The sequence below is a fragment of the Flavobacterium sp. 316 genome, from assembly GCF_000967805.1.
GTDB classification, from domain to species: domain Bacteria; phylum Bacteroidota; class Bacteroidia; order Flavobacteriales; family Flavobacteriaceae; genus Flavobacterium; species Flavobacterium sediminilitoris.
In genome coordinates this window covers 426,981-447,120 of sequence record NZ_JYGZ01000001.1, presented here as the reverse complement: position 1 = coordinate 447,120, position 20,140 = coordinate 426,981, and the positions used below count along the sequence as shown (strand labels likewise).

20 protein-coding genes are annotated in these 20,140 nt (G+C 29.1%); 9 read left to right on the top strand and 11 right to left on the bottom strand.

The genetic code is table 11. The features are described from left to right. Positions 1–67 precede the first annotated feature (67 nt). The 6 genes from SY27_RS02020 (at position 68) to SY27_RS01995 (ending at position 8,342) form a co-directional block, all read left to right on the top strand. A complete protein-coding gene (locus SY27_RS02020) occupies positions 68–1,840 on the top strand; it encodes a long-chain fatty acid--CoA ligase (protein ID WP_045966920.1) in 1,773 nt (590 codons plus the stop codon). Positions 1,841–1,960: 120 nt separating this feature from the next. After that, a complete protein-coding gene (locus SY27_RS02015; RefSeq protein ID WP_045966918.1) occupies positions 1,961–2,404 on the top strand; it encodes a MarR family winged helix-turn-helix transcriptional regulator in 444 nt (147 codons plus the stop codon). Positions 2,405–2,417: 13 nt separating this feature from the next. After that, complete coding sequence (locus SY27_RS02010; RefSeq protein WP_045966917.1) at positions 2,418–4,808, top strand: 3-hydroxyacyl-CoA dehydrogenase/enoyl-CoA hydratase family protein; 2,391 nt, start codon at positions 2,418–2,420, stop codon at positions 4,806–4,808. 84 nt (positions 4,809–4,892) lie between these two features. Beyond that, entirely contained in the window at positions 4,893–6,080 is a 1,188-nt protein-coding gene (locus SY27_RS02005; RefSeq protein ID WP_045966915.1) for an acetyl-CoA C-acyltransferase, read from the top strand. Positions 6,081–6,154: 74 nt separating this feature from the next. Next, positions 6,155–6,505, top strand: coding sequence for a four helix bundle protein (locus tag SY27_RS02000; protein WP_045966913.1), 351 nt, complete (start codon positions 6,155–6,157; stop codon positions 6,503–6,505). A 46-nt stretch (positions 6,506–6,551) separates the two neighbouring features. Beyond that, a complete protein-coding gene (locus tag SY27_RS01995) occupies positions 6,552–8,342 on the top strand; it encodes an acyl-CoA dehydrogenase family protein (RefSeq protein ID WP_045966911.1) in 1,791 nt (596 codons plus the stop codon). Positions 8,343–8,554: 212 nt separating this feature from the next. Here SY27_RS01995 and SY27_RS01990 read toward each other — a convergent pair whose 3' ends face one another. Then, positions 8,555–9,790, bottom strand: a complete 1,236-nt coding sequence (locus tag SY27_RS01990) for a cation:proton antiporter (protein ID WP_045966909.1) — start codon at positions 9,788–9,790, stop codon at positions 8,555–8,557. A 92-nt stretch (positions 9,791–9,882) separates the two neighbouring features. Between SY27_RS01990 and SY27_RS01985 the strand changes: the two genes are divergently transcribed. Further along, positions 9,883–11,082 (top strand): LETM1-related biofilm-associated protein, encoded by a 1,200-nt coding sequence (locus tag SY27_RS01985; RefSeq protein WP_045966907.1) that lies wholly within the window; start codon positions 9,883–9,885, stop codon positions 11,080–11,082. Here the strand turns inward: SY27_RS01985 and can are convergent. The 5 genes from can to SY27_RS01960 form a co-directional block, all read right to left on the bottom strand. Further along, complete coding sequence (can, locus tag SY27_RS01980) at positions 11,079–11,714, bottom strand: carbonate dehydratase (RefSeq protein ID WP_045966905.1); 636 nt, start codon at positions 11,712–11,714, stop codon at positions 11,079–11,081. The genes SY27_RS01985 and can overlap by 4 nt on opposite strands. Positions 11,715–11,785: 71 nt before the next feature. Further along, a complete protein-coding gene (locus SY27_RS01975; protein ID WP_045966903.1) occupies positions 11,786–12,469 on the bottom strand; it encodes a carbonic anhydrase family protein in 684 nt (227 codons plus the stop codon). Between the two features lie 4 nt (positions 12,470–12,473). Beyond that, positions 12,474–14,051 (bottom strand): SulP family inorganic anion transporter, encoded by a 1,578-nt coding sequence (locus SY27_RS01970; protein ID WP_045966901.1) that lies wholly within the window; start codon positions 14,049–14,051, stop codon positions 12,474–12,476. 61 nt (positions 14,052–14,112) lie between these two features. Next, positions 14,113–14,403: a hypothetical protein gene (locus SY27_RS01965; protein WP_045966894.1), complete on the bottom strand. Its 291-nt coding sequence runs from the start codon at positions 14,401–14,403 to the stop codon at positions 14,113–14,115. Between the two features lie 100 nt (positions 14,404–14,503). After that, positions 14,504–14,983, bottom strand: a complete 480-nt coding sequence (locus tag SY27_RS01960) for a Dps family protein (RefSeq protein ID WP_045966892.1) — start codon at positions 14,981–14,983, stop codon at positions 14,504–14,506. 108 nt (positions 14,984–15,091) lie between these two features. On the opposite strand from SY27_RS01960, the gene SY27_RS01955 reads away from it, so the two are divergent. Beyond that, complete coding sequence (locus SY27_RS01955) at positions 15,092–16,033, top strand: LysR substrate-binding domain-containing protein (protein ID WP_045966891.1); 942 nt, start codon at positions 15,092–15,094, stop codon at positions 16,031–16,033. Between the two features lie 26 nt (positions 16,034–16,059). On the opposite strand, the gene SY27_RS01950 is transcribed toward SY27_RS01955, so the two are convergent. From SY27_RS01950 to SY27_RS01935, 4 genes are all read right to left on the bottom strand, one after another. Next, positions 16,060–16,257, bottom strand: a complete 198-nt coding sequence (locus tag SY27_RS01950; protein WP_045966889.1) for a hypothetical protein — start codon at positions 16,255–16,257, stop codon at positions 16,060–16,062. A gap of 238 nt (positions 16,258–16,495) precedes the next feature. Further along, positions 16,496–17,155, bottom strand: coding sequence for a tRNA (5-methylaminomethyl-2-thiouridine)(34)-methyltransferase MnmD (gene mnmD, locus SY27_RS01945; protein WP_045966887.1), 660 nt, complete (start codon positions 17,153–17,155; stop codon positions 16,496–16,498). A gap of 58 nt (positions 17,156–17,213) precedes the next feature. Beyond that, entirely contained in the window at positions 17,214–17,657 is a 444-nt protein-coding gene (locus SY27_RS01940) for a hypothetical protein (protein WP_045966885.1), read from the bottom strand. Next, positions 17,657–18,160: a DUF4920 domain-containing protein gene (locus SY27_RS01935; protein ID WP_045966883.1), complete on the bottom strand. Its 504-nt coding sequence runs from the start codon at positions 18,158–18,160 to the stop codon at positions 17,657–17,659. The genes SY27_RS01940 and SY27_RS01935 overlap by 1 nt, the downstream gene beginning before the upstream one ends. 200 nt (positions 18,161–18,360) lie before the next feature. Between SY27_RS01935 and SY27_RS01930 the strand changes: the two genes are divergently transcribed. Further along, the gene (locus SY27_RS01930) at positions 18,361–19,428 is read left to right on the top strand and encodes a branched-chain amino acid aminotransferase (protein WP_045966881.1); all 1,068 of its coding nucleotides are present in this window, start codon (positions 18,361–18,363) and stop codon (positions 19,426–19,428) included. 72 nt (positions 19,429–19,500) lie between these two features. Here SY27_RS01930 and SY27_RS01925 read toward each other — a convergent pair whose 3' ends face one another. After that, positions 19,501–19,884 (bottom strand): nucleoside triphosphate pyrophosphohydrolase family protein, encoded by a 384-nt coding sequence (locus SY27_RS01925; RefSeq protein ID WP_045967454.1) that lies wholly within the window; start codon positions 19,882–19,884, stop codon positions 19,501–19,503. Positions 19,885–20,140 lie beyond the last annotated feature (256 nt).

Genomic DNA, 20,140 nt, shown 5'->3' with positions numbered 1-20,140 from the left:
TTAACTCACATTTTTTTTATTTATCCTTTTTTTTACTAAATTGCAATACTAAATTTTAACCTAAACTATGTCAACAATCACTCGTTTATTTGACTTTCCTTATCACCAACTAGAAAAATATAATTTATCTGATGCATTAGTTACTAAGTATAATGGCGAATGGGTAAAGACTTCTACAAAAGAATATATAGATAAAGCAAATGCTATTTCTAGAGCATTGCTAAGAATGAATGTTCAAAAAAATGACAAAATCGCACTTATATCTTCTAGTAATAGAACAGAATGGAATATTTGCGATATTGGTATTTTACAAACAGGAGCTCAAACTGTACCTATATATCCAACAATCACTTCAGAAGATTATGAATATATTTTAAATCATTCTGAATCTATATATTGTTTTGTTTCTGATGCAGAAGTGTTTGAAAAATTAAACGCAGTAAAGAAAAACATACCATCTTTAAAAGAAATATATTCATATAATGACATAGAAGGGTGTAAAAGCTGGAAAGAACTTCTAACTTTAGGAGAAGATAGTTCCAATCAAGAAAGTGTAGAAGAACGAAAAGAGAGTGTGAAAACTGATGATTTAGCTACAATCATTTATACTTCTGGAACAACAGGTAGACCAAAAGGAGTAATGCTATCGCATAAAAATATCGTTAGTAATGCTATAAATTGTACACCTCGCTTTCCAGTTGTTCCTAAAAATACAAGAGCGTTAAGTTTCTTGCCTATTTGTCATATATATGAACGAATGCTTTTATATTTATATCAATATACTGGTGTTAGTATTTATTTTGCTGAATCGATTGAAGCATTAAGTGATAACTTAAAAGAAGTAAAACCAGAAGTTATGACTGCTGTTCCAAGAGTTTTGGAAAAAGTATATGATAAAATTATTGCGAAAGGTTCTGATTTAACTGGAATTAAAAAGAAATTATTTTTCTGGGCATTGGATTTGGGCTTAGAGTTTGAACCGTACGGAAAAAATGGATGGTTTTATGAACAAAAATTAAAAATTGCTAAAAAGCTAATTTTCAGTAAATGGAAAGAAGCTTTAGGAGGTAATATTAAAGTAATTGCATGTGGAAGTGCTGCTTTACAACCAAGACTAGCTCGTGTGTTTAATGCTGGAGGTATTAATGTAATGGAAGGTTATGGATTAACAGAAACTTCTCCTGTAATTGCTGTAAATGATATGAGAAATAATGGTTTCAAAATAGGAACTGTTGGAAAACTAATCGATGAATGTGAAGTAAAAATAGCTGAAGATGGAGAAATCTTATGTAAAGGACCAAATGTAATGCTTGGCTATTTTAAAGATGAAGAGAAAACAAAAGAAGTTCTTGTAGATGGGTATTTCCATACAGGAGATATAGGAGAGATTGATAGTGAAGGTTTCTTAAAGATTACAGATCGTAAAAAAGAAATGTTTAAAACTTCGGGTGGAAAATATATAGCTCCGCAAGTGCTGGAAAATACATTTAAACAATCTCGTTTTATTGAACAAATAATGGTAATTGGTGAAGGGCAAAAAATGCCAGCAGCATTAATACAACTAAATTTTGATTTTGTTAAAGATTGGGCAAGCCGTAAAAGGTTTGATATTGGTACTTCAAATGAAACAATAATTAGTAACCCTGAAGTAATTAAACGAATTCAAGAAGAAATTGATCATGCTAATGAAAAATTTGGAAATTGGGAAAAAATTAAACGATTTGAACTTACTTCTGATGTTTGGTCAATTGAAGAAGGTCACCTAACTCCTACTATGAAATTAAAAAGAAAAATTATTTTAGAAAAATATAAAGATTTATACAATAAAATATATAATTAATTACCTAAAGCTCACTCTATTTGTGAGCTTTTTAATTTTAATAAAAATATTAACATAAAAAATACATAAATACTATGCATGCATAGTATTTTTTTATTATCTTTGAAATTATATTCTTATATGAAAGACAAAACAATAGACTACGTCCTTAGAGCTACATGGCAAGCTGTTTCAAGAATGTATAATGAGGAAGCATCAAAATATGGTGCAACTATGGCAACAGGATTTACATTATTGAGTATTGATCGAGAAAAAGGAACTCCTTCAACCATGCTAGGTCCAAAAATGGGAATGGAAGCAACAAGCTTAACCAGAACATTAAAGTCAATGGAAGAAAAAGGATTAATTAATCGTAAAAAAAATCCAATCGATGGACGAGGTGTACTTATACATCTAACTGACGAAGGAAAAGAAAAACGTGAATTATCAAAAAATACAGTACTAAAATTTAATGAAACAATTAAAGAGCATGTTTCGGAAGAAAAATTACAACACTTCATGGAAGTGGCTGAAATAATAAATGAATTAATAGCTGAAAAACAAATATATACAGAGAAAAAATAAATTATAACCAACTATGAAACGAAATATTAAGAAAGTTGCTGTCATTGGTTCAGGAATTATGGGAAGTGGAATTGCTTGCCATTTTGCAAACATTGGTGTAGAAGTTCTACTTCTAGACATTGTTCCAAGAGAGTTAACAGATGTTGAAGCCAAAAAAGGGCTAACTTTAGAAAGCAAAGTTGTTAGAAATCGTTTAGTAAACGATCATTTAACAAATGCTTTAAAATCTAAACCTTCTCCTATTTATCATCCTAGTTTTGCGAATAGGATTACAACTGGGAATACTACAGATGATATGGCAAAAATTGCTAATGTAGATTGGATTATAGAAGTAGTAGTAGAAAGACTTGATATTAAAAAATTAGTTTTTGAACAAGTTGAAAAATATAGAAAACCTGGAACATTAATTACTTCAAACACATCTGGTATTCCTATCCACTTTATGAGTGAAGGAAGAAGTGAAGATTTCCAAAAACACTTCTGCGGAACGCATTTCTTCAATCCAGCACGTTACTTAAAATTATTCGAAATCATTCCTGGTCCACAAACTTCACAAGAAGTATTAGATTTCTTAAATGGTTATGGTGAAAAATTCCTAGGAAAAACTTCAGTTGTAGCAAAAGATACTCCGGCTTTTATCGGAAATAGAATTGGAATCTTCGGAATTCAAAGTTTATTCCATCAAGTAAAAGAAATGGGATTAACAGTTGAAGAAGTTGATAAATTGACTGGTCCGGTTATTGGTCGTCCAAAATCGGCTACTTTTAGAACGGTTGACGTTGTTGGTTTAGATACTCTAGTACATGTTGCGAATGGAATTTATGAGAATTGTCCGAATGATGAATCTCATGAATTATTTAAGTTACCTGAATTTGTAAATAAAATGATGGAAAACAATTGGCTTGGAAGTAAAACAGGTCAAGGTTTCTACAAAAAGGAAGGGAAAGAGATTTTAACTTTAGATTTAGATACTTTAGCATATAGAGCTAATAAAAAAGCTTCTTTTGCTACTTTAGAATTAACAAAAACAATTGACAAACCAATTGATAGATTCAAAGTTTTAGTAAAAGGAAAAGATAAGGCGGGTGATTTTTACAGAAAGAACTTTACTTCAATGTTTCAATATGTATCTAATCGTATTCCTGAAATTACAGAAGATTTATATAAGATTGATGATGCTATGAAAGCTGGTTTCGGCTGGGAAAACGGACCATTCGAAATTTGGGATGCTATTGGTGTTGAAAAAGGAATTGAATTAATGAAAGCTGAGGGTTATGAACCAGCTGCTTGGGTTAACGAAATGCTAGCTTCTGGTATCACTTCTTTTTACTCTGTAAAAGATGGAGCAACTTACTTCTACTCTACTACAAACAAAAAAGTAGAAAAAATTCCAGGTCAGGATGCTTTTATTATTTTAAATAACATTCGCGAAAGCAAAAAAATATGGAATAACAGCGATTCTATCATTACAGATTTAGGTGATGGAATTATCAATTTGGAATTTACTTCAAAAATGAATTCTATTGGAGCTGGTGTTTTACAAGGAATCAATAAAGCAATTGATATTGCTGAAAAAGAATATAACGGACTAGTAATTGGTAATCAAGGTGCTAATTTCTCTGTTGGGGCTAACTTAGGAATGATTTTCATGATGGCTGTTGAACAAGAATATGACGAATTAAACATGGCTATCAAAATGTTTCAAGACACTATGATGCGTTGTCGTTATTCTGCAATTCCGGTTATTGCTGCTCCTCACGGGATGACTCTTGGTGGTGGTTGTGAATTAACTATGCATGCTGACAGAGCTGTTGCTGCTGCTGAAACCTATATTGGTTTAGTAGAATTTGGAGTTGGTGTAATTCCAGGTGGTGGTGGTTCTAAGGAGATGGCTTTAAGAGCTTCTGACCTATTCCGTAAAAACGATGTAGAATTAAACGTTCTACAAGAATATTTCTTAACTGTAGGTATGGCAAAAGTAGCAACTTCTGCTTATGAAGGTTTTGATACTGGAGTTCTTCAAAAAGGCAGAGATATTGTTGTGGTTAATAAAGATCGTCAAATTGCAACTGCTAAACAAGTAGCATTACAAATGGCAGAGCAAGGTTATACACAAGCTCCAAGAAGAAAAGATGTTAAAGTATTAGGAAAACAAGCTTTAGGAATGTTCTTAGTAGGAACAGACAGTATGGAAGCTGGTAAATATATCTCAGAACACGATAAGAAAATTGCAAACAAATTAGCTTATGTAATGGCTGGTGGTGATTTATCTGAACCAACATTAGTAACGGAACAATATTTATTAGATCTTGAAAGAGAAGCCTTTTTATCACTAACAGGTGAAAGAAAGTCTTTAGAGAGAATTCAATACATGTTAACTAAAGGGAAACCATTGAGAAACTAAAAAGAACCAAGAAAAAAGAACCAAGAAAAAAGATTAATATTTAGTCTTTTCTCTTTCTTCTTTCTTCTATTATCTAAAAAAAAAATGAAAACAGCATATATAGTAAAAGCGTATAGAACGGCAGTCGGTAAAGCACCTAAAGGCGTTTTCCGTTTCAAAAGACCAGATGAATTGGCTGCTGAAACAATCGAACACATGATGAAAGAATTACCAAACTTCGACAAAACAAGAATTGACGATGTTATGGTAGGAAATGCAATGCCTGAAGCAGAACAAGGGTTAAACGTTGGTCGTTTAATCTCTTTAATGGGATTAAAAGTAGAAGATGTTCCTGGTGTTACGGTAAACAGATATTGTGCATCTGGAATTGAAACAATCGGAATGGCTACAGCTAAAATTCAAGCTGGAATGGCAGATTGTATTATTGCTGGTGGTGCAGAAAGCATGAGTTTTATTCCAATGGGTGGTTATAAGCCAACTCCAGATTATAAAGCTGCTGCTGCTGGGCATGAAGATTATTATTGGGGAATGGGATTAACAGCCGAAGCGGTTGCTAAACAATTCAACGTTTCTCGTGAAGATCAAGATGAGTTTGCTTATAATTCGCATATGAAAGCTTTAAAAGCACAATCTGAAGGCCGTTTTGATAGCCAAATTGTGCCAATTACCGTTGAAGAAACTTTCATTAATGAAAACGGTAAGAAAGAAACTCGTTCTTATGTAGTGAATAAAGATGAAGGACCAAGAGCAGGAACTTCAATAGAAGCCTTAGCAAAATTACGTCCTGTATTTGCTGCTGATGGAAGTGTAACGGCTGGTAACTCATCGCAAATGAGTGATGGAGCAGCCTTTGTATTGGTAATGAGTGAAGAAATGGTTAAAGAATTAAATCTTGAACCAATTGCTCGACTTGTAAACTTTGCTTCGGCAGGTGTAGAACCAAGAATTATGGGTATTGGACCTGTAAAAGCTATTCCAAAAGCTTTAAAACAAGCTGGTTTAAAACAGTCAGATATTGATTTAATAGAATTAAACGAAGCTTTCGCTTCTCAATCATTAGCTGTTGTTCGTGAATTAGGTTTAAATCCTGATATCGTAAACGTAAATGGTGGAGCAATCGCATTAGGTCACCCACTAGGTTGTACTGGTGCAAAATTATCTGTTCAATTATTTGACGAAATGCGCAAGCGTGGAAATGCAAAATACGGTATGGTAACCATGTGTGTTGGTACTGGTCAAGGTACCGCAGGTATTTATGAGTTTTTGAAGTAGAGTTTAGAAGAAAGAGGCAAAAAGAAAGAGGCAAAAAGAAAGAGGCAAGAAGAAAGAAGAAAGATAGAAGACTAATGAAGCATAACTTTAAGAATCTAAAAATTTGGATAATAGCGATGGAAATAACATCTGATATTCATAATTTATGTTTAGATTTTCCCAAAAATGAAGTTTATGGTTTAGTCAGTCAAATGAATAAAGCTGCTGTTTCAATGCCTTCTAATATTGCAGAAGGTTCAAATAGAAAAAATACTCATTTTAAACATTATTTAAATATTAGTTTAGGTTCATCATTCGAATTACAAACACAATTATTAATAGCATTACAAAATAAATATATAACTCAAGAAAAAACGATTGAAATAGAGAATAAGATTATTGAATTCCAAAAAATGACAACTGGTTTTATCAGTAAATTGGGGTAGTCTTTCTTCTTTTTTTTCTTTCTTCTTTTCTCTAAAAAAATAAAAAATGGCAGATATTATCAGAGGAGGTCAATTCCTTGTAAAAGAAACAAAATGTGAAGATATTTTCACACCAGAAGATTTTTCTGAAGAACAAAAATTAATGAAAGATTCAGTTATCGAATTTGTCGATAAAGAATTGTGGCCAAATAAGGAACGTTTTGAAAAGAAAGATTATGCATTAACTGAAGAAGTGATGCGTAAAGCTGGAGATCTTGGTTTCTTAAGTATTTCTGTTCCTGAAGCTTATGGGGGAATGGGAATGGGATTTACTAACACTGTTTTAGTTTGTGACTATATTTCTGGAGCAACAGGTTCATTTTCAACAGCTTTCGGTGCTCATACAGGAATTGGAACAATGCCAATTACTTTATACGGTACAGAAGCGCAAAAACAAAAATATGTTCCAAAATTAGCTTCAGGTGAATGGTTTGGTGCCTACTGTTTAACAGAACCAGGAGCTGGATCGGATGCTAATTCAGGGAAAACAAAAGCTGTTCTTTCTGAAGATGGTACACACTATAAAATTACTGGTGGAAAAATGTGGATTTCAAATGCAGGTTTCTGTTCTGTATTTATTGTTTTCGCTCGTATTGAAGATGATAAAAACATTACAGGTTTCATTGTAGAAAATGATTCATCAAATGGAATTTCACTTGGAGACGAAGAGCATAAATTAGGAATTCGCTCCTCTTCTACTCGTCAGGTTTTCTTTAATGAAACTAAAGTTCCTGTTGAAAATATGTTAGCTGGTCGTGGCGAAGGATTTAAAATTGCCATGAATGCTTTAAATGTAGGTCGAATTAAATTAGCAGCAGCTTGTTTAGAAGCGCAAAGAAGAACAATCTCAACCGCAGTAAACTATGCTAATGAAAGAGTTCAATTTAAAACACCTATTTCAAGTTTTGGAGCAATTCAGGCTAAATTAGCAGAAATGGCAATGAATTCTTATGCTGGAGAAAGTGCTACTTATAGAGCTGCTTCTGATATTGAAAATAGAATCAATATTAGAGTTAGTGAAGGAAACACACATCAAGAAGCTGAATTAAAAGGTGTTGAAGAATTTGCCATTGAATGTTCTATCTTAAAAGTAGCGGTTTCTGAAGATGTTCAAAACTGTACTGACGAAGGAATCCAAATTTTTGGTGGAATGGGATTCTCTGAAGATGCTCCTATGGAAAGTGCATGGAGAGATGCTCGTATTGCTAGAATTTATGAAGGAACTAACGAAATCAACAGAATGTTGTCAGTTGGAATGTTAGTGAAGAAAGCAATGAAAGGTCATGTAGACTTATTAGGCCCTGCAATGGCTGTAGCTGAAGAATTAATGGGTATTCCATCTTTCGATACTCCAGATTATTCTGAGTTATTTGCTGAAGAAAAAGAAATGATTGCAAAATTGAAAAAAGTATTCTTAATGGTTTCTGGTGCTGCGGTTCAAAAATATGGACCACAATTAGAAGATCACCAACAATTATTAATGGCTGCTTCTGATATTTTAATTGAAATATACATGGCAGAAAGTACTATTCTTAGAACTGAAAAATTAGCTAAGAAAGAAGGAGCTGATAAGGTTCAAGAGCAAATTGCTATGGCACAATTATATTTATATCATGCAACTGATATTATAAACCAAAAAGGAAAAGAAGGTATTGTTTCTTTTGCCGAAGGTGATGAACAACGCATGATGTTAATGGGATTAAAACGTTTTACAAAATATACCAATATGCCTAACGTAATTGGTTTACGAGAAAAAATTGCAGCAAAATTAATTAGCGAAAATAAATATTGTTTTTAAATAACTGCAATCTTTTGGTTTAGTTTGTGCTAAAATCCACTCGCTTTGCGAGTGGGTTTTATTTTTTTATAGATTTTAAACCATTAATATACCAATAATGTTAATCCTATTTTGTTTTAATTCGTATAAAGAAATATTGATTCAAAAAAAGCTAAATACTTTTACATATTTAGCTTAATAAATTATTAATTTATCTTTTTTTAATAGAAGTTTTATAGAGGAACATCCATATCTATTGTAAGATTATTTTCTTCTTTATCTTTGATATTATCATTAACTTTTTTATCTTCTTGTTTGTTAAATATCAACCCAAACATCATTATTAAGGCTGTCAATACAATAACCTGAATTATTAATGCCTTATTAACCAATGGAATTTTACTTTCTGTTGGAATACTTAAAAATAATAATATTGTAATTAATCCTCTAGGAGCAATATATAATAATGGCATTAATTTAACTTTAAAAATCTTTAATTGTATTGCTCTAACTAAATAAATTAATACTACAATACCAATAGCTAACTCAAAAGTATGAGGGTTTAAGATATCTTCTGTTTTCATTAAAAAGCCAAATAATAAGAAAAATAAAGAACGAACTAAAAAAGCAGCTTCAACGGTTAACTCTTTAAACTTATGTACTTCTTTATCTAAGGATCTTGGTTTTAAATATTTTACCCATTTAAAGCGCTCTAATTCATCAAAATTACCCATGATTATACCAAATAGCATAATAAAAATCAAGGCTGGTAAATGATAAATTTCAGAGACAGCGTAAATTAAAATTATTAATAGTACAATTGGTATAAACTTTACATGATGGTCTATTCTGCTTAATAGAAAGGCTAAAAAGGCTGTTGCTATAAATGAGATAATTAACATTATCAATATTTGAAGGGCAAAATTACCTACAGATTCAAGGTTAATAACATTATTTAGCACTATAAAATTAAAGAATAATACTCCAATTATATCAGAAAGACTACTTTCATATATAGCAAATTCTTTATTGAATAAATTTAAATTTCCAACACTAGAAATAGCGATTGCACTACTAATTATACATAGTGGAATAGCATTAATTAATCCGTCTTTATAGCTAGAATCTAAAAAATAATAGAAAAAATGTCCAATTAAAAAAGCAGTAATAAACAATGGAATAATAGCTGTTACAAAAGTTTTTCCTACAAATGGTATTTTCCTTTTATTCAATTCTAGTTCTAATGAACCTTCTAATACGATTAAAACTAACCCTATTGTTCCAAAAAGAGGTAACAATGAATTTAAATCTGGTATTACAATATGAAAAAAGTCTGTAGCTTGTTTCACTACCCATCCCAAAAGTAACAATAAAATAACTGAGGGTATTTTTGTTTTTGAGGAACTAATTGTAAAAGCATATGCTAATAATAGCAAAACACTAATTGTAATAATAATTGCGAAATTCATTAATAAATATTTTTAGCAATATATAAATACTTTTGCACATTTAATACTATAGATTGGAGATTTTTTTAACTTTGCTCAAACATTTTAATCAAATGATAAACCCTTCAATTAATGGTTGGATAGATAAATTTTTCATTTTAAATGAGAAACTTAAAAATGAAAAAATAGAAAATTCAAATGACTTATATTTTAAGTTAAGAAAAACAGGTATAATATATGGTCATACGGTTTCTTCAGATACTTTTGACGAATTTTTAGACATTAATTTATCAAATGATGAACTTACTAAAATTGTTTTCTTAGAAGCATTATTTGGTATCTTTTCTATTAAAAAAAACTCTACTTCTAAAGAAGATTTTTTAAAATTAATTAATACTTTTTATAAAGCAACACAAAAAAATAATTATCTATTTTTAAAAAAGCTTTTTCCTAATGAAGAAAATAGTAGCTTACATCTTGAATCTATAATTTCTAATAGAATTCAAACTAATCAGAATGTTATTGCGAAAAGTTTTTCCCATATTGTTACTAATGCATTACTTTTTTTAGATGTTATTGCTTTTCATAATTTTATTGATAATGAAGACTTTTCTAAAAAGTATTTTGAAGTTTTTGAAAAGAAAATTTTTCAAATGGTTTGCATTGCACTAAGTGTGAAAAAAGAAAAAACAAGTGCAGACGAATTATTAATTAAGCTTTTTGAAAATTCATTACGTTATTCAAAAGTTAATCAAATAGATTTAATAAATAAAAATGATTTTGATTTTGATTTCTTAAAATATGATTTTGAAAAATTATATTTTTTTGATTTAGTATTAATGGCTCTTTGGAGTGATAAAAAATTAGACAAGGATGAAATCTTTTTTATCAATGAAATTGCTACTAAAATAGATATTTCTGATGTTTTAATTAATGATAGTTTAATTGATATTCATACATTTATTACAAATCATAAAAAAAGTATTTCATATTTCAATGATTCAAATCCGATTAAGCATTTTTATAATCAGACGAACTCAACAGTTATAAAACTGATCACTCGAAATAAAAAAAGATTAACGAAAGAAATTGGCGAGAGTAAAGAATTGATGCTTCTTTTGGCAAAATCAACATCGAAAGATTTAAGTGATGACGAAAAGAAAAAAGTAAAAAAACAGTTATTAGATATTTGTAAAACAATACCTTCATTAACTATTTTTCTACTTCCTGGTGGTGGCATTTTACTGCCTATTTTGGTAAAATATATTCCTCAATTATTACCTTCTGCTTTTAATGAAAATTTAGAGGATTAGAATTTCAACTGGTAAACATTATCTAAATCTTTATCTGAGCTAAAGTTTAAGCCTAAATCTGTTACATATCCAGAGTTCAATCCGTAAACCCAACCGTGAATTGTTAAATTTTGGTTTTTATTCCAAGCGGCTTGAACAATTGATGTTTTCGCTAAATCATAAACTTGCTCTTTTACGTTTAGTTCTACAAATCGATTAAAACGAGTATTCTCATCTGCGATACCATCCAATTCTGCTTGATTCAAACGGTAAACATCTTTTATATGACGAATCCAGTTGTCTATAATACCAATTGAACTATTTCCCATAGCAGCTTTAACTCCTCCGCAACCATAGTGACCGCAAACAATTACATGTTTTACTTTTAAAGCGTTAACGGCATAATCCAGTACGCTCAACATATTCATGTCGGAATGAACAACCATATTTGCAATATTTCTATGTACAAAAACTTCTCCTGCTTCTGCTCCTATTATTTCATTTGCTGGAACTCTACTATCTGAACAGCCAATCCATAATAATGGTGGATTTTGACCTTCTGCTAAATTATTGAAAAATTCTGGGTCAATTTTTAACTTATCTTCGACCCATTTTTTATTATTTTCTATTATTTTTTTATAAAAATCACTCATAAATATAGGTTCATAGGTATTTATCAAATATAATGATAAAAAAGTATCATTATATTTGATAAATGATTAAATTAATATCTTAAATCATCAAGTGAAAATTGTGGATTTAGATCATCTTTAATATACATTACTTCATCATAAAAAGTTACTACTCCTGTTTCTATATTATGCATAGCACCTACTATACCAATAGATCCATTTTCTACCATTTTTTCTAAAACGTAACTTCTTTCAATTATATTTTTAACATTTCTCTTCACATTTATTTCAGAAACATTTTCTACAAATTGAGAGTTTGATGCATTTCTATTTTCCTTTGTATGACTTTCTTGATAAACGGCTGGCTGTATTTTTGATAATAGTTCTGTTAAATTCCCCATTTCTACATGATCACACGCTCCTTTAACAGCTCCACATTTTGTATGTCCTAAAACAACAATTAATTTTGAACCTGCAATTTTACAAGCAAATTCCATACTTCCAAGTATGTCTGTGTTTACAATATTTCCAGCAATTCTTACTGAAAATATATCTCCTAATCCTTGGTCAAAAATTAACTCTGCTGAAGTTCTACTATCAATACAGCTTAAAATTGTAGCAAAAGGCCATTGTCCATCGCTAGTATCATTTACTTGTTCTAATAAATTACGATGTGCTTTTAAATTATTTATGAATCTATGATTTCCTTCTTTTAAAATTTCTAATGCTTTTCTAGGAGTAATTTGAGATTGTAATTCTTTATTTAATGTTTTCATATTCTTAGGAAGATTTTTTGTTTAATTTAAAAAATTCTATAAAACTTTCAGGATTATCAATAATTCCTCTTTCAGATTTTAAATGAATAAATATATTTTTATTTCTAGCTTGAATTATAAAGTCTTCAAGTATTTCAACTACATCATAATCTAAATATTTAGTTTTTGTAATATCTAATTCTAATGTAGAATTGTCAGGAAGATCAAATAATTCTTTTTTAATAGATGCTTTGTTTAAAAATGATATTTCTTCTGCAAAAGTCATTTCAATTACATTAGATCCTTGAATCTCTTTTTTATGAAGAAATACTGAGTTTTGATAATTTTTAATTAAAACTACAATAAATCCTATCGCTAAACCAGCAAAAATTCCGTATAACAAATTAGTAAAAACAATAACAACAACTGTTATAATGAACGGTAAAAATTGGGTCCATCCTAAAGAGAACATTTTTTTAAATAATGATGGTTTTGCTAGTTTAAATCCAACAATGATTAGAATAGCTGCTAATACTGATTTTGGAATATGATTTAAAAGCATCGGAATTGATAAAACTGATACTAATAATAGTATTCCATGTAGAATTGTTGACATTTTTGTCTTAGCATTTGACTGAACATTTGCAGAACTTCTAACAACAACTTGTGTTATAGGTAATCCACCTATTAATCCTGAAGCAATATTTCCAATACCTTGAGCAAATAATTCTCTATTAGTTGGTGTTATATTCTTTTCTGGATCTAATTTATCAGATGCTTCAACACTTAATAAGGTTTCTAAACTGGCAACTAATGCTAATGTGAATGCAATTACTAAAACTTCTGTTGAGAAAATTTGACTAAAATCAGGGAAGCTAATAAAATCTACAAAATCTGTAACTTTATCTGGAATAGGGACTTGTACTAAATGCTTTCCTTCAATTAAGAAATCTTTAGTAGTACTAAAAATAACTTGAATAACCGTTCCAACAAAAACCGCAATTAAAGATCCTTGTATTACTTTAAAAAAGGCATGTTTTTTAGACAAAATATTATCCCAAAACAAGATAATAAATAATCCTAAAAATCCAATAATCATTGATCCTAAAGTAATATTATCAACTATATGAAGAATCGCAGAAAAAGTATTTTCACCTGACTTTGAAAAGAAGCTATCTGCTCCTTCTGCTTCTAAATCATAACCAAAAAAGTGAGGAATTTGTTTTAAAATGATAATAATACCAATTCCTGTAAGCATTCCTTTAATAACGCTATCTGGAAAATAGTAGCCAATTACACCCATTTTTATAATTCCAAATATAATTTGAATAATTCCAGCTAAAACAACTGCGGATAAAAATAATTCAAAACTACCTAAAGATGAAATAGCACTTGCTACAATTGCAGCTAAACCTGCTGCTGGTCCACTTACACCAATTCTTGACTTACTTATAAGTCCTACAATTATACCTCCAATAATTCCTGAAATTAAACCAGATAATGGTGGTGCATCACTAGCTAAGGCAATTCCTAAACACAACGGAAGAGCCACAAAGAAAACAACAATACTCGACGGAATATCGTTTTTTAAATATTTAAACATATACGGATTTTAAAATTAAAATAAATTTGGCTTCAAAAAAAATCTGAAACATACTAGAAATTTATCTTAATTCTGGAGGGGGAAGAAAAATATTTGGAGCTATTGAATTAACTTTTCGATCACTAAGTATAGAAAATTTAATTCTTTGATATCCTTCAAAGTCAATTTTTAATGGAATTGAAAAAATAGAAGGTATAAATTTAATTTCATTAAACGTGCTATGACTTTCTTCTTCTTCTCCTAAATTATAGAAATATGAAAGATTAACATCACTATCTAAAGCAGTCACAATTGTAGGTGTTGCTAAAAATATGATGAAAAGTCCTAATACTATTTTAACTATAAATTTCACAGGTGCAAAGGTAATAAGTTGATTTTTATTTTTTCTTAAAATAAACCAAAAAAAACGTCATAAAAATTTATGACGCTTTAAAATTATAATCTTTTTCTGTTTATATAGAATCTTCCATCCATGCATTTAACATCCATATTGTTTTTTCTTGTTCTGCTATAAAATCACTCATCATGGAATTTGTACCTTCATCGTTCATATCACCAGATAAATTTAAAATGGCTCTTTCTATTGCTAATAATTCGGCTAATGAATCTATAACTAACTGAACTGCAATTTCATCTTTAGAGATATTTTTTCCTACTTGAATTTTACTATTAGAAATATAATCTGAAAAAGTATGCAATGGAGTTCCTCCTAATGTTAATACTCTCTCTGCAATTAAATCAATTTTAAGCTGCGAATCGTTATAAAATTCTTCAAATTTTACATGTAAATCAAAAAAACGCTTTCCTCTAATATTCCAGTGTAATCCTCTTAAATTTTGATAATAAACTTGAAAATTTGACAATAATAAATTTAATTCGTTTATTAATACTTCTGAATCTTTAACTGATAAACCTAAAATATTTGTTTTCATAATCTTAATTCGATTTTTTATTTATTTATTCAAATTTACAAGAAATAAATCGAATTAAATATAAATCAAATTGATAGTTTTTATATTTTTATCGAAAATATTGATAGAATGACTATAACTCAATTATATTATGTTTTAGCCGTAGCTGAACATAAGAATTTTACTCTTGCAGCAGAGAAATGTTTTGTAACGCAGCCAACATTAAGTATGCAAATTCAAAAATTAGAAGATGAATTAGACATTTTAATTTTTGATAGAAGCAAGAAGCCTATATTATTAACTGAAATTGGCGAAAAGATCGTAAAACAAGCCAAAAACATTGTAAATGAAGCTGGAAGAATCAAAGATATTGTTGACCAGCAGAAAGGCTATATCGGTGGTGAATTCAAAGTTGGTATAATTCCGACAATAATGCCTACTTTACTTCCTATGTTTTTAAATAATTTTATTTCAAAATACCCAAAAGTAAATCTTGTTATTGAAGAAAACACTACTGAAGATATAATAAAAAAGTTAAAAAATGGTCATCTAGATTGTGCTATTGCTGCAACACCTCTTGAAGAAGATAATATAAAAGAGATTGTATTATACTATGAACCGTTTGTTGCTTATGTTCCTGACAATCATTCTGTGCATGAAAAAGCGGAAATAGAGATTAGTGATTTAGATATGGATAACATTTTATTATTACAAGATGGACATTGTTTTAGAAATGGAATTTTAAATCTTTGTAAAAACAATAAATTTTTTAATGATAATCATTTTCAATTAGAGAGCGGTAGTTTTGAAACATTAATAAAATTAGCTGATGAAGGTTTAGGAACTACTCTACTTCCGTATTTACATACTTTAGATTTAAATGAAAAAAATAAGTTAAAACTTAAACATTTTTCAAATCCAAAACCAGCGCGAGAAGTTAGTTTAATTTATCCTAAAAATGAATTAAAAATTCATATTATCAATGCTCTACGAGATACAATATCTGGTGTTGTAAGAGGGGCAATAGCATTTCATGATGTAGAAATAATTAGTCCTAAATCAAAAAAATAAAAGGAGCATTTGCTCCTTTTGTTTTTTTATTGATTAATATAAATTAAACATTGTCTTAATTCTGGCTTTTCTTCTGTGAATTTCAATAGCCAGTTTCTTAGTTGGTCAACTTCATAAGGCAGTAAAACTTTTATTGCTTTTTCAACTTCTTTACAAAAAAGCAATGGGTCAAAACTTACTCTTTCGAGTATAGATTTTGAATAAGAATACATAGATCTAGGCATACTAATTAATAATATTATGATTATACTAGTGATAAGAACATATTGTAAAAATAGTCATTTTTTACGACTATTGCCATCTTAAAATGTGAAAATAATGCTAAATTTATTATTAGAAAATAATAGAAACTAAGCCTTAAATAATACATAAATTATTAATTCTCTATATTAACAATGTATTATTAAATAGTAAAAATCTTTTCGCGCCTATAATTATGATTAGAACTAGCTTTTATAAAAATTATTTTTTTGCTCGAAGCATTTCTCTTTTTCCAGGAGCACCAGGTAGCTTTTCAATAGTAAACCCAACAGAAAGCATTGCGTTTTTAATAGAACTTCTACAAGCATAAGTTACCAAAACACCTCCTTTTTTTAATGCCTTATACATTTTATCAAAGATTTCCTCACTCCAAAGTTCTGGTTGTACTCTAAATCCAAATGCATCAAAATAAATTAAGTCAAAAGTATCTACGTCATCAATTTTATCAAAAAATTGCTTTCTTTTCTTTAATAGAAAATTTTTTGTAATCAAATTTTCCTTTTCCCATTCTGTTTCGTGAAGCTTTATAAATAATTCTTGTTTCTCTTCGACCTTTAGTTCTTTTGAATAATTTAAAGACTTTATTTCTTCATTTAGAACAGGATAAGCCTCTACTCCAACATAATTTATAACTTGTTTTCTTTTTTCTGCTTCAAGCAATGTAATAAATGCATTTAAACCTGTACCAAATCCTATTTCTAATATTGAAATATTGTTTTCTTTAAATAAATCTAATCCATTTTTAATAAAAACATGTTCTGCTTCTTGAATTGCTCCAAATTTTGAATGATATGTTTCATTCCAATCTGGTAAGTGAATTGTTGTAGAACCATCTTTTGTTATTATAATTTCTCTTTTCACAATTTTAATAGTTTATTAAAATTAAAAAAGTTTAAGAATGAACTTAAACTTTATGCTTTTACTTAATGTATAGTTTTTTTATTCTTGGAATTGGACCACCACATTTTACTTGATGACATTGAATACAAGCGTCAATTCCTGTATTAAAATGCTCTTTTGCTTTTTCTGGTTCTTTATATATTAATTCCTGAGCTTCAATAAACTTTTTGGCTTGCTCATTAAAGAACAAATCTTTATCTGTTTCATCTGTTAAAACAGCATTGTGAATTTTCTTAAAATGTTGTGGAAACTCACCTATAGTATCTCCTTTGATAATTCTATCTTTTAATCTTTGATTATCAACATACATTTGTTCCATCAATGCTGCCATTTCTGACATTTCATACATTTCAAAACCATCTTCATTCACTTTTGCGTTTGAAGTAGTAGTACATGATTCTGATGTGTTTTCCTTATTATTACACGATAAAAAAAACAAAAATAAAAGTAAAAAAACTCTCATTATTTAACAATTAAAACACCATCAGCCATAAATGAATATCTCACTTTTGGTTCAGTAATGCTGTCTATTGCTTCTTGAGATTTCCCTGCATCTTTTGCATAATGTTTTAAATCATCAACACTCTCTACACTAACAAAAGCCTTTCCATTTACTATTGCTTCTTTTTCTTGAGCATTTTTTGGAACGAAGAATGCATAATCTTTAAATTTTACAAAAGTACTATTATCATCTGCTAAGTTTAATTTCATCCAACATCCTTTCTTTTGACAAACTTCTTCTATTTTTGAAGAGAATTTAACATCAATTGTATCTCCTTCTTTTAATGTTTTGAATTTTTCAAGCATTTCTTCTTTAGAAATTGCTCCATCCGCAGCAATAGAATCTCCAAATGTTGCATAACTAATCTGATTCTCTACAATTTCTTTTGCTGTATTAATATCTTTCTTGTCTTGGCAACTTATAATTAAAAAAGCGAAAGCGATAAAACATACTATTTTTTTCATGAATATTTTTTATTTAATTGATTAGACACAAAAATAAATAAATTGTTTAAAAAAGCTCTGTTTTTGTTAATAATATGAATTTTATTTTTTTAACTATCTCTAAAAAAGAGTGCATTTTTTTACTAAATTTGCAACGAAAATTTAACAAAAGGCTTTTCTACTAATATATTTTAAAAAAACAAGACACATAACAATTTATAATGGATATTAAAACTTTAGAAAATATAGATATTAATTTAGCTTCTATATCAAAAATAAACGAAGTAGATTTTGAGAATTTAACTTTTGGAAACACATTTACAGACCACATGTTGATTTGTGATTATGAAAATGGTGTATGGCAAAAACCAGTAATTCAACCTTATGCTCCTTTTACAATTGATCCATCTGCAAAAGTTTTTCACTATGGACAAGCTATTTTTGAAGGAATGAAAGCATATAAAGATGAACGTGATGATGTTTGGCTTTTCCGTCCAGATCAAAATTTTGAGCGTTTTAATAAAAGTGCAACAAGGATGGCTATGCCTGAAGTTCCTGAAAATGTATTCATGGGAGGATTAAAGCGTTTACTTGAGATTGAAAAAAACTGGGTTAAAAAAGGAAATGGAAATTCGCTATACATAAGACCATTTATGATAGCAACTGGGAAAGGTGTTGTTGCTGCTCCTGCCGTTTTCTATAGATTCATGATTATATTATCTCCAGCAAAATCTTACTATTCTGGAGAAGTTAAAGTATTAATTGCAGAACACTTTAGTAGAGCTGCAAATGGAGGAATAGGTGCTGCAAAAGCTGCTGGAAATTATTCGGCACAATTTTACCCTACTAAATTAGCCAATGAAAAAGGATATCAACAGATTATTTGGACTGACGATGCTACTCATACTAAACTTGAAGAAGCGGGTACAATGAATGTTTTCTTTAGAATTAATGATACTTTATATACTGCTCCTACTAGTGAAAGAATTCTTGATGGAATAACCCGTAAAAGTATTATTGAACTAGCAAAAAGAGAAAATATCAACGTGGATGTTCGACCTGTTTTAGTTGATGAATTAATTGATGCTGCTAAAAATGGAACTTTAAAAGAAATATTTGGAGCAGGAACAGCCGCTGTGATTAATCCAATTGTTGGGTTTTCGTATAAAGAAGACTATTTTGAATTGCCAAAAATAGAAAAATCATTTGCACTTGATTTAAAAGAGAAACTAACTAATATTCAATATAAAGTAGCAGAAGATACTTTTGGATGGACTGTTAAGATTTAAACTTTACAAGATTAAATATACAAAAAGCGATTTTCAGGTTGAAAATCGCTTTTTGTATATAACTTCGAATAGTTATTTTAATATCACTTCAAAATTAGGTTTAAAGTAATTAGGTCCTTTCATTACTTTTCCATCTTCTCTATAAATAGGTTTTCCATCTTCGCCTAATTTACTCATATTGCTTCTTTGAATTTCATCAAATACTTCTTCAATTTTATGTTGTAATCCATGTTCTAATATTGTTCCACATAAAATATATAGCATATCTCCAAGCGCATCTGCTATTTCAATAATATCATTATTTTCTACAGCTTCTAAATATTCTTCATTTTCTTCTTTCATTAGCTCAAAACGGAGCTTATTTTTTTGTTCTCCTAAATCTGCTTTTATTTCGTTACTTACTCCTAGTCCGTAAGTTGTATGAAATAATTTTACGGCTTCTAATTGTTTTTTCATAATTTGTAATTTTATAGTTGCAAATTTATTTAATTGCTTATTTGATTTCTTACTTTTGTAAAAAAATATAATCATGTTTTCATCAGGTCAACTCTATTTTGCCGTTTTTTTTGTTATTGTTTTTATTTTTACTATGATATATGTCTATAGAAAAGATCTGAAACAATTACAACAACAGTACAAAGGAACATATTGGATATTATTTGGTTTTTTATTATTTATTGGTTTATTATTTATCATCAAAGTCTATTTGAAA

Bases quoted from the DNA above. Each gene is read 5' to 3' on its own strand.
- can (WP_045966905.1), bottom strand. From the start codon at position 11,714: ATGAGTGATTTTTATAAAAAAATAATAGAAAATAATAAAAAATGGGTC.
- SY27_RS01935 (WP_045966883.1), bottom strand. From the start codon at position 18,160: ATGAAAAAAATAGTATGTTTTATCGCTTTCGCTTTTTTAATTATAAGT.
- SY27_RS01990 (WP_045966909.1), bottom strand. From the start codon at position 9,790: ATGAATTTCGCAATTATTATTACAATTAGTGTTTTGCTATTATTAGCA.
- SY27_RS01960 (WP_045966892.1), bottom strand. From the start codon at position 14,983: ATGAAAACAAATATTTTAGGTTTATCAGTTAAAGATTCAGAAGTATTA.
- SY27_RS02010 (WP_045966917.1), top strand. From the start codon at position 2,418: ATGAAACGAAATATTAAGAAAGTTGCTGTCATTGGTTCAGGAATTATG.
- SY27_RS01975 (WP_045966903.1), bottom strand. From the start codon at position 12,469: ATGAAAACATTAAATAAAGAATTACAATCTCAAATTACTCCTAGAAAA.
- SY27_RS01940 (WP_045966885.1), bottom strand. From the start codon at position 17,657: ATGAGAGTTTTTTTACTTTTATTTTTGTTTTTTTTATCGTGTAATAAT.
- SY27_RS01955 (WP_045966891.1), top strand. From the start codon at position 15,092: ATGACTATAACTCAATTATATTATGTTTTAGCCGTAGCTGAACATAAG.
- SY27_RS01950 (WP_045966889.1), bottom strand. From the start codon at position 16,257: ATGCCTAGATCTATGTATTCTTATTCAAAATCTATACTCGAAAGAGTA.
- SY27_RS01925 (WP_045967454.1), bottom strand. From the start codon at position 19,884: ATGAAAAAACAATTAGAAGCCGTAAAATTATTTCATACAACTTACGGA.
- SY27_RS01985 (WP_045966907.1), top strand. From the start codon at position 9,883: ATGATAAACCCTTCAATTAATGGTTGGATAGATAAATTTTTCATTTTA.
- SY27_RS01930 (WP_045966881.1), top strand. From the start codon at position 18,361: ATGGATATTAAAACTTTAGAAAATATAGATATTAATTTAGCTTCTATA.
- SY27_RS02015 (WP_045966918.1), top strand. From the start codon at position 1,961: ATGAAAGACAAAACAATAGACTACGTCCTTAGAGCTACATGGCAAGCT.
- SY27_RS02005 (WP_045966915.1), top strand. From the start codon at position 4,893: ATGAAAACAGCATATATAGTAAAAGCGTATAGAACGGCAGTCGGTAAA.
- SY27_RS01970 (WP_045966901.1), bottom strand. From the start codon at position 14,051: ATGTTTAAATATTTAAAAAACGATATTCCGTCGAGTATTGTTGTTTTC.
- SY27_RS02000 (WP_045966913.1), top strand. From the start codon at position 6,155: ATGAAGCATAACTTTAAGAATCTAAAAATTTGGATAATAGCGATGGAA.
- SY27_RS01995 (WP_045966911.1), top strand. From the start codon at position 6,552: ATGGCAGATATTATCAGAGGAGGTCAATTCCTTGTAAAAGAAACAAAA.
- SY27_RS02020 (WP_045966920.1), top strand. From the start codon at position 68: ATGTCAACAATCACTCGTTTATTTGACTTTCCTTATCACCAACTAGAA.